The 11968-nt window shown below is 58.1% G+C and carries 13 protein-coding genes; 10 read left to right on the forward strand and 3 right to left on the reverse strand.

Going from position 1 to position 11968, the window contains the following annotated elements; genetic code table 11:
• Positions 1-34: 34 nt before the first annotated feature.
• Complete coding sequence (locus NBG89_RS16905; protein ID WP_431320888.1) at positions 35-523, reverse strand: FxsA family protein; 489 nt, start codon at positions 521-523, stop codon at positions 35-37.
• Positions 524-648: 125 nt separating this feature from the next.
• Here NBG89_RS16905 and NBG89_RS16910 point away from each other — a divergent pair, with 125 nt between their 5' ends.
• The 5 genes from NBG89_RS16910 to gyrB all read left to right on the forward strand — a co-directional run bounded on the left by NBG89_RS16910 (position 649) and on the right by gyrB (position 5971).
• Positions 649-1353 (forward strand): Tim44/TimA family putative adaptor protein, encoded by a 705-nt coding sequence (locus tag NBG89_RS16910; protein WP_431320889.1) that lies wholly within the window; start codon positions 649-651, stop codon positions 1351-1353.
• A complete protein-coding gene (gene mltA, locus NBG89_RS16915; RefSeq protein WP_431320890.1) occupies positions 1346-2464 on the forward strand; it encodes a murein transglycosylase A in 1119 nt (372 codons plus the stop codon). Before NBG89_RS16910 ends, mltA begins: the two co-directional genes overlap by 8 nt.
• Positions 2464-3027: a Smr/MutS family protein gene (locus tag NBG89_RS16920; protein WP_431320891.1), complete on the forward strand. Its 564-nt coding sequence runs from the start codon at positions 2464-2466 to the stop codon at positions 3025-3027. Before mltA ends, NBG89_RS16920 begins: the two co-directional genes overlap by 1 nt.
• Positions 3024-3401, forward strand: a complete 378-nt coding sequence (locus NBG89_RS16925; RefSeq protein ID WP_431320892.1) for a helix-turn-helix domain-containing protein — start codon at positions 3024-3026, stop codon at positions 3399-3401. Before NBG89_RS16920 ends, NBG89_RS16925 begins: the two co-directional genes overlap by 4 nt.
• A 134-nt stretch (positions 3402-3535) precedes the next feature.
• Positions 3536-5971: a DNA topoisomerase (ATP-hydrolyzing) subunit B gene (gyrB, locus tag NBG89_RS16930; protein ID WP_431320893.1), complete on the forward strand. Its 2436-nt coding sequence runs from the start codon at positions 3536-3538 to the stop codon at positions 5969-5971.
• 69 nt (positions 5972-6040) lie between these two features.
• Here the strand turns inward: gyrB and NBG89_RS16935 are convergent, their stop codons facing one another.
• Positions 6041-6634 (reverse strand): nitroreductase family protein, encoded by a 594-nt coding sequence (locus NBG89_RS16935; protein ID WP_431320894.1) that lies wholly within the window; start codon positions 6632-6634, stop codon positions 6041-6043.
• 21 nt (positions 6635-6655) lie between these two features.
• Positions 6656-6952, reverse strand: a complete 297-nt coding sequence (locus NBG89_RS16940) for a DUF2218 domain-containing protein (RefSeq protein WP_431320895.1) — start codon at positions 6950-6952, stop codon at positions 6656-6658.
• A gap of 146 nt (positions 6953-7098) precedes the next feature.
• On the opposite strand from NBG89_RS16940, the gene NBG89_RS16945 reads away from it, so the two are divergent.
• The 5 genes from NBG89_RS16945 (at position 7099) to NBG89_RS16965 (ending at position 11914) form a co-directional block, all read left to right on the forward strand.
• Complete coding sequence (locus NBG89_RS16945; RefSeq protein ID WP_431320896.1) at positions 7099-8052, forward strand: glutathione S-transferase family protein; 954 nt, start codon at positions 7099-7101, stop codon at positions 8050-8052.
• A gap of 98 nt (positions 8053-8150) precedes the next feature.
• Positions 8151-8993 carry a fumarylacetoacetate hydrolase family protein gene (locus NBG89_RS16950; RefSeq protein WP_088693192.1) on the forward strand — a complete coding sequence of 281 codons (843 nt, stop codon included), beginning with the start codon at positions 8151-8153 and terminating at the stop codon, positions 8991-8993.
• A gap of 206 nt (positions 8994-9199) precedes the next feature.
• On the forward strand, positions 9200-10477 hold the full coding sequence (locus NBG89_RS16955) for a polyhydroxyalkanoate depolymerase (RefSeq protein ID WP_431320897.1): 1278 nt from the start codon (positions 9200-9202) through the stop codon (positions 10475-10477).
• Positions 10478-10624: 147 nt separating this feature from the next.
• Positions 10625-11059, forward strand: a complete 435-nt coding sequence (locus NBG89_RS16960) for a DUF2852 domain-containing protein (protein WP_088693194.1) — start codon at positions 10625-10627, stop codon at positions 11057-11059.
• 93 nt (positions 11060-11152) lie between these two features.
• Complete coding sequence (locus NBG89_RS16965; protein WP_431320898.1) at positions 11153-11914, forward strand: M48 family metallopeptidase; 762 nt, start codon at positions 11153-11155, stop codon at positions 11912-11914.
• Positions 11915-11968 lie beyond the last annotated feature (54 nt).

Below are 11968 nucleotides of genomic sequence, written 5' to 3' on the forward strand. Positions count from 1 at the left end.
AACCCTGGGACAATCGGGCGGCTCGGGTGTTAAGTCACTCGCCGAGATGCTTCCCTGACCAGGGAGAATTGTCGTTGGGTTCGCGTCGATAATCCTCGTCGTCAAGGTCGACGATCTTGGAGTCTTTGGCGCGACTTGACGCTTTGAAGCCGCTTGTTGAACCGACGACAACGAAACGGCGGCTGACATATTGCCAGGCGAGATCACGCAGCGCTGGAATGAAGATCAGCAACGCTATGATGTCGGTGATGAAACCGGGGACCATCAACAACAATGAGGCGATCACGAACATGGCTGGGCGAAGCAGTTCGCGGCCCGGCACCATGCCGTTTCGCCCCTCGGCCGACATACGGCGAAGGATCCCGATGCCTTGGCGTCTGAGCAAGGTCATGCCGACCATAAAGCTCAAAATGACAAGCGCTAGCGTCGGCCAAAGCCCAATCGCCTTTCCGACAAGCACGAAACCGGCAATCTCGGCGAGCGGAAGCAGCAGCAGAAAACCAGGCAAGATCTTCAAAGGCATTGTCTTACTCCGGCCTGAGCCGGACTCCGTTGGAGGGTCGCGTTGCCGACCCTATTTGAATCATCTGTATAGGCGGACTATATGGGAGTACAAATCAGGGAAGTTAACAGCGGCTGCGGCGGGATATGGGTTCAAACGACTTCATCACATTGTTTTTTCTTGTCGCAGCGGTGCTGATTTTTCTGCAGCTGCGCAGTGTTCTCGGCCGCCGTACGGGCAATGAGAAGCCTCCACGCGATCTCTATACGCCGCGCGATGCTATGGGGCCGGAGTCTCCCGACGCTGGAAAAGTGGTGACACTGCCGCGGCGCGACGCATCGGGCGAAGAAGACGATCGCTTCGCCGCCATCGATGCTATCGCTCCGGCTGGCACCGCGCTCAACGCGTCTCTCCGCGAAATAAACAAGGCCGACGCCTCTTTCGATCCGAAGGAATTCGTGAACGGTGCACGAATGGCCTATGAGATGATCGTGATGGCGTTTGCGGATGGTGATCGTAAGACACTGAAGAATCTCCTGTCGCGCGAGGTCTATGACGGCTTCGACGCCGCCATCTCTGATCGTGAGTCTATGGGTGAGAAGGTGAAGTCGACCTTCGTTGGTATCGATAAGGCGGAGATCGCCAGCGCCGAGATCAAGGGCACGGAAGTCCAGATTACCGTCCGTATCGTCAGCCAACTGATCTCGGCCACCTACGACAAGAGCGACAAGCTCATCGATGGCGACGCGGAGAACGTTGCTGAGGTCAATGATCTCTGGACGTTCGCGCGCGATACTCGCTCCCGCGATCCCAACTGGAAACTCGTGGCCACTGAATCGGAACATGAGTGAAGACAAGCCGGGCTTTGCCCTTCAAGCAATACGCTTCGATGATCTGGAAGGCTGGATGGATGATGATCCCTCCGGCCTTTTTGAAGGGATGGAAGCATGCCGGCGGCAGATCATTGAGATCAAGCCGTATCGGACAGGCTCACTCGGCTTGACAGCGCAGGACCTTTTGCCGTTGCTCGAAGCAGCGCGGACCGAGAGCATTTCGTCGGCATCCGATGCCCGGGCCTTCTTCCAGTCACACTGTCGACCGTTCAGAATACTCCGCGCCGATGGCAATTCAGGTTTCGTCACCGCCTTCTACGAGCCTGAGATTATGGTCTCGGCTATGCCGGATGACGAATATCGCTTTCCCTTCTATCGCCGCCCTGATGATCTGATCGATATTGATGCGGGCAATCGTCCTGCGTGTCTGCCCGAAAGCTACGCCTTCGGCCGGCTGAGCGACGGCAGCATTCAAGCCTATCCGGATCGGCGCGCGATCGATGAAGGCTTCCTGGCGGGCAGAGGATTGGAGATTGCTTGGGCGAAGTCGAAGGTCGATGTCTTCTTCGTCCATGTTCAAGGTGCCGCGCGCTTGCGCTACCCGGACGGGAGCATCGGACGTATTACCTATGCCGGGAAGGCGGGACATCCCTTCTCGGCGATCGGCAAGCTACTCATCGAGCGCGGAGAAATCGAACGATCCGAGATTTCAATGCAGACCATTCGACGGTGGCTTGGCGCCCATCCGCATCAGGTGGATGAGGTTCTGTGGCACAATCGCTCCTACATTTTCTTCCGTGAGGTCCCGGCAGCAGATCTGAACGCCGGCCCTGTTGCTGCGGCAAAAGTGCCGCTGATTGCCGGACGTTCGCTGGCCGTCGATCGGCTCATTCACACCTTTGGCTTCCCGTTTTTCATTCGCTCCGAAAATCTCGTCCATCTCGATGGATGCAAGCCGTTCGCGCGACTAATGCTTGCTCTCGACACCGGCTCCGCCATCGTCGGGCCGGCGAGGGGTGATATTTTCACCGGATCGGGGGATCAGGCAGGAGAGCTCGCTGGAACGGTGCGCCATGATGCCGACTTCGTCGTCCTGCTTCCCAATGCAGCCGCAGCGAGGTTCGCTTGATGGCACGAGATCGGAAGCTCAACACCGACGATAGGATACTTTGGGGCAAGGTGGCGCGGAGCACACGCCCAATGCCCGGCAAGAAGGATGAACTGGCCGAGCTCGACGCGTTTCTGACAGAGGCAGAGGTTGAAAAACAGACCGCAGCAAGCCCGAAGCAACCTTCCGAAGGTGAGGCCGAGCCGGCTGCTCCGGTAGCTCTTAAAACACGGTCCGGTGTCCACCACCCGCTTGAGAGACCGGTCAAGCGGAAGATCGCCAAAGGCCGCCTGCCATTGGAAGCCCGTATCGACCTGCACGGGCTGGTCCAAAGCGAAGCTCATATATTGCTTCTCGAATTCCTGATGCGAGCCCACGAGCGAGGGATGAGACATGTCCTGGTGATCACCGGTAAGGGCAGTTCACTCGGTAGCGAAGGTGCTCTGAAGCGCGCCGTCCCGATGTGGTTCTCGAAGCCGGAGTTTCGCTATTTCATCTCGTCTTATGAAACGGCAGCCCACCATCACGGCGGCGAGGGCGCCCTCTACATCCGGCTGTCACGCCGCCACGGAGAGAGATCGTGACGCCGTTCGGTGAGGCTGTCCGTAAGCTGCGCGAACGCAAGGGCGTCTCGCAAAAACAGATGGCGGCGGCTCTCAATGTGTCCCCAGCCTATCTGTCGGCACTCGAACACGGACGACGCGGTTTGCCGACGTTCGATCTGCTGCAGCGTATCGCCGGCTACTTCAACATTATCTGGGATGAGGCGGAAGAACTCTTCCTTTTGGCCCGCTCCTCGGACCCCCGCGTGGTCGTGGATACGTCGGGATTATCGGCCGAACATACCGCATTTGCGAACCTTCTGGCGGGGCGTATACGCGATCTTGACCAAACGACGCTTGGCGAACTGACGAGCATTCTCGAAAACGGCGGAAAAGCGGACGGAAAACGGTCATAATCCCCTGATTTATAGCCAGTTTGAGCGCGCTGGCATTGGGAACTTGGATCAAAAACCCTATATTCTGGCATGTAAAAGGCAGGTGATTCGCAAGTCTCCCCTCTGCCCCGACAACAGGGAAATTCTCGAAAAGTATGACCGATATACCCACGACGGAAAACGGCGTTAGCACCGAATATGGCGCAGACTCGATCAAGGTTCTGAAGGGCCTCGATGCAGTGCGCAAACGCCCGGGTATGTATATCGGTGACACCGACGACGGCTCGGGTCTTCATCACATGGTCTACGAAGTCGTCGACAACGCGATCGATGAAGCGCTCGCAGGCCACGCCGATATCGTGACGGTAACGCTCAATCCCGATGGTTCGGTCACCGTCACCGACAACGGCCGCGGCATCCCGACGGACATCCATAGCGGTGAGGGCGTTTCGGCGGCCGAAGTCATCATGACGCAGCTGCATGCCGGCGGTAAGTTCGACCAGAACTCCTACAAGGTTTCCGGTGGTCTGCACGGTGTTGGCGTTTCCGTTGTCAATGCGCTGTCCGTCTGGCTGAGGCTGAAGATCCGCCGTCAAGGCAAGATTCACGAGATGAGCTTCACGCACGGCGTAGCCGATGCGCCGTTGAAGGTGATAGGCGACGCTGGCAATGAAACCGGCACGGAAGTCAGCTTCATGCCGAGTTCCGAAACCTTCACGATGACCGAATTCGATTACGGCACGCTGGAGCATCGCTTGCGCGAGCTCGCGTTCTTGAACTCGGGCGTTCGCATCCTGCTCAGCGACAAGCGTCATTCGGATGTCAGGCAGGAAGAGATGATCTATGACGGTGGCCTGGAAGCCTTCGTCTCCTATCTCGACCGTGCCAAGAAGCCGCTCGTCGACAAGCCGGTGGCGATTCGCGGCGAGAAGGACGGTATTACCGTCGAAGTCGCGATGTGGTGGAATGACAGCTACCATGAGAACGTCCTTTGCTTCACGAACAACATTCCACAGCGCGACGGCGGTACGCACATGGCCGGCTTCCGTGCCGCGCTGACCCGTCAGATCACCTCCTACGCCGATACGTCCGGCATCACGAAGAAGGAAAAGGTGACGCTGACCGGCGACGATTGCCGCGAAGGCTTGACCGCCGTTCTTTCCGTCAAGGTGCCGGATCCGAAATTTTCGTCGCAGACCAAGGACAAGCTGGTTTCTTCGGAAGTTCGCCCGGTTGTCGAGAACCTCGTCAGCGAAGCGCTGAGCACGTGGCTGGAAGAGCACCCGACCGAAGCCAAGGTCCTGGTCGGCAAGGTGGTCGAAGCTGCCGCAGCGCGCGAAGCTGCCCGCAAGGCACGCGAACTGACCCGCCGCAAGGGCGCACTCGACATTGCCTCTCTGCCCGGCAAGCTTGCCGATTGCTCGGAGCGCGATCCTGCCAAGTCGGAAGTTTTCCTCGTCGAGGGCGACTCGGCAGGTGGTTCGGCCAAGCAGGGCCGGTCGCGCGAGAACCAGGCGATCCTGCCGCTGCGCGGCAAGATCCTCAACGTCGAACGCGCTCGTTTCGACAAGATGCTGTCCAGCCAGGAAATCGGCACGCTGATTACCGCTCTCGGCACAGGCATCGGCAAGGATGAGTTCAATGCCGAAAAGCTGCGCTACCACAAGATCATCATCATGACGGATGCTGACGTCGACGGCGCGCACATTCGTACGCTGCTGTTGACCTTCTTCTTCCGTCAGATGCCGGAATTGATCGAACGCGGTCATCTCTATATCGCCCAGCCGCCGCTTTATAAGGTCTCGCGCGGCAAATCGATCCAGTACGTGAAGAACGAGAAGGCCCTTGAGGATTACCTGATCGGTCAGGGTTTGGAAGACGCTGCCTTGAAGCTCGGGAGCGGCGAAGTGCGAACCGGCCAAGACCTTGGCGAGGTGATCAGCGATGCACTGCGCCTTCGCGCGCTCCTCGACAATCTGCACTCACGCTACAATCGCGCTGCCGTCGAACAGGCAGCGATTGCCGGTGCTCTCAATGCGGAAGCCGTCAGCGACCGCTCGAGGGCAGAACAGCTCGCCGGTGACGTTGCCAGACGCCTCGACCTGATTGCTGAGGAGACCGAACGCGGTTGGGAAGGTGGCCTGACCAGCGAAGGCGGCCTCAAGCTTGAGCGCATGGTTCGCGGCGTGAAGGAAGTCGTCGTGCTCGATATGGCGTTGATCGGTTCCCAGGACGCGCGGCTTCTCGATCAGCTGTCGGCTCGCCTGAAAGAGATCTATCAGATACCTCCGTCACTCTCCCGACGCGACGGCGACGTGGAGATTTCCGGCCCACGGGCGCTGTTGGACGCGATTTTTGCAAGCGGCCGCAAGGGCTTGACGATGCAGCGTTACAAGGGTCTTGGCGAGATGAATGCCGAACAGCTCTGGGAAACGACGCTCGATCCGAATGTTCGCTCCCTGCTGCAGGTCAAGGTCACGGACGCGACGGACGCTGATGGCCTGTTCGCTCGCCTGATGGGTGACGAAGTCGAGCCCCGCCGGGAGTTCATCCAGGACAACGCACTGAGCGTTGCGAACCTCGATATTTAAGCTCCGTACGCAACACGAGATGCGTGTCTTCAAGGCCCCACGCTTCGACGCGGGGCCTTGTCGTAAGGACTAGTTCGCGATGAACTTGCCTCGAAACGCGACCTCCAAAAGAGGTTTGCGCTGGCTCGGGACCTCCCGTTCCTGATTCCGCTCCGAAAGCACGCTCTTGTCAGCAAGGCGCCCGACCGCGATGCCTGCCTCGACCCGATAGCCCTCGGGGATCGAAAAGGTTTTCTGGATCTCTTCGTGCTTGATACCGCCCATGCCGTGGGCGTAGAAACCCGAAAGCCGAGCCTGAAGCGCGAAATAACCCCAAGCGGTACCGGCGTCGAAGGAATGCGTATAGCTCGTCCTTCCTTCGGAGAAATCGCCGTTGAACCCCCTTGAGACAACGTAGATCAGGGCCGAAGCATTCTTTGCCCACTCCTGATTGGATTCGACGAGGAGCCCGACGAATTTGTCCCAATCCTCGGAGCCATTGAGCGCATAAATGAATCGCCAGGGCTGTTGGTTGGCGGATGACGGTGCCCAATGGGCGGCGTCCAGGATCGTCAGAAGCTCTGTTTCATCGATCACTTCGCCGGTAAAAGCACGCGGCGACCACCGCTCCAGGAACAAAGGATTGATTGGGTATTGGGATTCGCGATTGTTGCTCTTTGTCATGGCTCTTCCGAGTGTGGTTTGTCAGGCATTCCAAGTAATCTGGAGCTCTTCACGGAAAGCAAATCGCTTCAAATGGTCGGCGACGACAGTCTCATATCGCTCAAGCTGTGACGGCTCGGCGACCGATAGCGTCACATGAAGCGCAGCCGCATCGGCCACAAACGTTACCTCCGCGGTGTCACTGAAGGGCACGCGACCATGCTCCGCCGTGAATTCCACGGCAAACTTGTGGCCCCAGTGCTTGCAGAGTTGCTGAAGATATTTGCTGGCGTGTGCGGTAGCGACCGTAGATGTTGAAACAGGCATATCAATCTCCATCTCGCCTGTCTTAGGCCCCATCCAATCGACTTGGCAAGCGAGCTTTGCTCCGCGGTCGGTGGACAGTCTGTTTCAACAATGGTGGCCTCCCGCTCGCGTAAAAGCACGCTAAGTTTGCCCAAAATCAGCAATCAGAGGAAAGCGTCTTGCTCGTAAATGGTAAATGGACGGAAGATTGGCAGCCGGTACAGGCGAAGGATGAGAAGGGCGGCTTTGTTCGCCAGACGTCTAGCTTCCGCAATTGGGTAACGCGGGACGGTGCTGCAGGCCCGGCGGGAGAAGGCGGCTTTAAAGCCGAGACGGGGCGCTACCACCTCTACGTCGCCTACATCTGCCCTTGGGCGTCGCGAACACTGATCGGCAGAAAGCTGAAGGGGCTCGAATCGGCCATCTCGGTTTCCATCGTCGAGCCCGCATTGACGAAGCAGGGCTGGCGGTTCGGCGATTATCAGGGGGCAACGCAGGACCATATCCAGGGCGCAACCTATATGCACGAGATCTATACCAGCGCGGCACCAGATTTTACCGGGCGCGCGACAGTGCCCGTGCTCTGGGACAAACAGTTGCAGACGATCGTCAACAACGAGTCAGCTGACATTCTGCGGATGATGAATGACGGTTTCGACGATCTTGCTAGCAATCCGATCGATCTTTATCCCATTGCTCGTCGTCCTGAGATCGATGCTTTCAACGAGCGGATCTATTCGAGCCTCAACAACGGCGTCTACCGTGCAGGCTTTGCCACCACACAGCTTGCCTATGAGGAAGCGTTCGCCGGCGTATTTGAGTGCCTCGACTGGGTGGAGAAAGAGCTCGGCGATCGGCCCTTCTTGTTTGCCGATCACCCAACCGAGAGCGACATTCGCCTATTTGTGACGCTGGCGCGCTTCGATGTCGCCTATCACGGGCTGTTCAAATGCAATCTGCGGCATCTTTCCGACTACGCCAATCTTCGCCGCTTCTGCCGGCGGATGCTCGACTGGCCGGGTATCGCCGAAACGGTCAATTTCGACCATATCAAGCGCGGCTACTATTCGATCGAAAGCCTCAACCCGACGAGAATCGTACCGGCAGGACCCGATCTGGGCGAAATTTTCTGAAGGAGCGTACCGCTTCGGCAAAAAGCCATAATGACACCGGTGAATATCTCGTTCATAGGTGATCAATAAAGCGTCGATCTTGCTGAGGAGGAAATGTCATGAAGCTTATGCGTGTTGGAGAGGTTGGTCGCGAAAAGCCGGCGATACTCGATTCCGATGGCAAGATCCGCGATCTGTCGGCGCACGTTTCGGACATTGGCGGCGATGCCATCTCACCTGAGGGCCTGGCTAAGCTGAAGGCTGTCGATCCGAAGGGCCTGCCCGAACTTGCACCGGGTCGCATTGGCGCCTGTGTTGCCGGCACCGGAAAGTTCATCTGCATCGGCCTCAATTTCTCCGATCACGCTGCCGAAACCGGAGCTACCGTGCCGCCGGAGCCCGTCATCTTCATGAAGGCGACATCGGCGATCGTGGGCCCGAACGACAATGTCTTTATTCCTCGCGGCTCGGAGAAGACCGATTGGGAAGTGGAACTCGGTGTCGTCATCGGTAAGACAGCGAAGTATGTCAGCGAAGCCGACGCGCTTGATTATGTTGCCGGCTACTGCGTTTCCCACGACGTCTCGGAGCGTGCCTTCCAGACCGAGCGCGCCGGCCAGTGGACCAAGGGAAAGTCCTGCGACACGTTCGGTCCGATCGGCCCCTGGCTCGTGACCAAGGACGAGATCGCCGACCCGCAAAACCTCGGCATGTGGCTGAAGGTTAATGGCGAAACCATGCAGAACGGCTCGTCGAAAACGATGGTTTATGGCGTAGCCTTTGTGGTGTCCTACCTCAGCCAGTTCATGTCACTGCATCCGGGCGACGTGATCTCGACGGGCACGCCACCGGGCGTCGGCATGGGCATGAAGCCGCCGCGTTTCCTCAAGGCTGGCGATGTCGTGGAGCTCGGTATCGAAGGTTTGGGCACGCAAAAGCAGACCTTCCTGGCCGATCGCTGAGGTCCATTCTGCGATCATTAAACATTCGAGCGCACCATCATGCCGGGGGAGATTTCCTCGGCATTTCTTTTTGCGGTGCGGATGGCAATGTTGCTGCGCAACAAAAACCTGTTAGTCTGCGTTAAGGTGCCAGCACGTCGTTGGAAAGAATCCCGTGCCTTTTCAATCGGCGTCGTCTTCCAGATTAGAGAAAGGTGGCGCATCTCATGTTTTATCAGCTTTATGAATTGAACCATGCTGCATTGGCGCCATATCGTGCTTTCGCCGATATCATGCGCATGGTCTATGCCAATCCGTTCAATCCAATTTCGCAGACGCCCTGGGGGCGTACGGTGGCGGCAAGTCTCGAAATGTTCGAGCGTACGACCCGTCGCTACGGCAAGCCTTCGTTTGATCTGACCGATACCGCCATTGGCGACCGAAAGGTTGCGGTGCGGGAAGAGATCGTATGGTCGCGAGCCTTCTGCAATCTGCTCCATTTCGCGCGCAACGTTCCAATCGGTCATGCACCCGATCCCCGCATACTTATAGTGGCGCCCATGTCCGGTCACTATGCGACGCTGCTGCGCGGTACGGTCGAAGCGCTGCTGCCAAGCGCCGACATCTACATCACGGACTGGATAGATGCCCGTATGGTGCCGATGACGGAAGGCACCTTCGATTTTGACGACTATGTCGACTATGTCATCGAGATGCTGCGCTTCCTCGGCCCGGATACGCATGTGATTGCGGTCTGTCAGCCTTCCGTGCCGGTCCTCGCGGCCGCTGCCGTGATGGAAGCGGAGAACGACCCGTTCTCGCCTTCGTCGATGACGCTTATGGGCGGGCCGATCGACACACGCATCAATCCGACAGCTGTCAACCAGCTTGCCAAGGAACGGTCGCTGGAGTGGTTTGCGGATAATGTCATCATGAACGTGCCTTGGCCGCAGCCGGGTTTCATGCGCCCGGTCTACCCTGGCTTCCTGCAATTGTCCGGCTTCATGTCGATGAACCTCGATCGGCATGTTATAGCGCACAAGGAATTCTTCATGCACCTTGTGAAGAACGACGGCGAGCCGGCCGAAAAGCACCGCGACTTCTACGACGAATATCTCGCCGTCATGGATTTGACGGCAGAGTTTTACCTTCAGACGGTCGACCAGGTGTTCATCAAGCACTCCCTGCCGAAGGGCGAACTCCTCCACCGTGGCAAGCTCGTCGATCCTACTGCGATCCGCAACGTGGCACTTCTCACGGTAGAAGGGGAGAACGACGATATCTCCGGCGTCGGCCAGACAAGGGCCGCGCAGACGATCTGTGTCAACATTCCCGAAAATATGCGCATGCACTATCTGCAGCCCGATGTCGGCCACTACGGCGTCTTCAACGGCTCTCGCTTCCGTAGGGAAATCGCGCCGCGCATCGTCAACTTCGTGAAGGAACACGCGCGGACAGGAAAGCCTGTCGTAAAGAGGGTTATCAAAGGCGGAAAATCCACGTGATTTAGAGGTATCTGAATTAGCGTTTTCATTTCAATGCGTTGTCCGATTTTGGACACGCATCGCCTTGAAGCGGGCCAGGGGTGTAACCACATCGATTCCAGCGTTCGGTATCTCGCCGGACGCGGAAAATGCGAGGAACACCGCACGATGAACCAGTCAGCATTGCTTCGCCCGGATTGGACTCCGGCTACCATTGCCCTGATGATCCTCGGCTTCGTGGTTTTCTGGCCTCTGGGTCTCGCCATGCTCGCCTACATCATCTTTGGGGAGCGTCTGCGCGGTTTCAAGCGCGACGCCAACAGCGCCGCCGACGGATTCTTTGCCGGCTGCCGACGTTCGCATGGCCGCTATCGCCCGCATTTCTCGACGGGCAATGTCGCTTTCGATGATTGGCGCAAGGCCGAGCTCGACCGGCTGGAAGAGGAACGCCGCAAGCTTGATGAGATGCGTGAGGAATTCGATTCTTACGTACGCGAGCTGCGCCGCGCCAAGGACCAGGAAGAGTTTGACCGCTTCATGCGCGATCGTAAGAACGCCAAGCGTGACGACAACGGGCCGGTAGCAGAATACCAGACTCCCTAATTCCAGCACTGTCCAGCACTGAAACTTGAACCGGCATCGATGATGCCGGCTTTTCTTTGCAAAGAATTCCCGCGAATCATATAGAAAATGCCCATGTTCTCGCTCCTTGCAAAGCCACGTCGCAGTGCCCGGAAGCCCGCTCCGCCCGAGACCCGGACGCTCGATGTGGCTGGCCGCCTGATGCCGTTGACGATCAAGCAGCACGAGCGGGCGACGCGTATCACGTTGCGCATCGAACCCGGTGGTCGTGCTTTGAAGATGACGATCCCGAGCGGACTGGCTCAGCGTGAGGTGAACGCGTTTCTGGACCGTCATCAGGGTTGGTTGCTCACCAAGCTTGCCAAGTTCAAAGCGGACTCCGGCTTGCATGACGGAGGCACCATCCTCTTTCGTGGCCTGTCGCACCATATTCATCACACGGGCAGCCTTCGCGGGCTGACGGAAGCGATTGTGGTCGATGGCAAGCCTGTCTTGAAGGTCAGTGGCATGCCCGAGCATCTCGGACGCCGCATAGCAACCTTCCTGAAAAAGGAGGCGAGGGCGGACCTAGAACGGCTGGCAACGCTGCATGCCCGTTCGATCAGCGCACCGATCAGGTCGATTTCCATGAAGGATACCCGCAGCCGCTGGGGGTCCTGTTCGTCGGAGGGAAATTTGAGCTTTTCCTGGCGCATCGTCATGGCACCGCCGTCCGTCGTCGACTATCTGGCGGCTCATGAAGTGGCCCATCTCAGGGAGATGAACCACGGACCGCGCTTCTGGGCGCTCTGCAGGAAGCTCTGTCCGCACATGGAAGAGGCGAAGGCCTGGTTGAAGCGCCATGGCAGCCAGCTTCACGCCATCGATTTCGACTGACCAAAGCCTCGCAAAATTCAGCTTTTGTCGCGATTTGGCTCGACTCCAAGCGCT

The organism is Rhizobium sp. YTU87027 (assembly GCF_050644135.1).
Classification (GTDB): Bacteria; Pseudomonadota; Alphaproteobacteria; order Rhizobiales; family Rhizobiaceae; genus Rhizobium.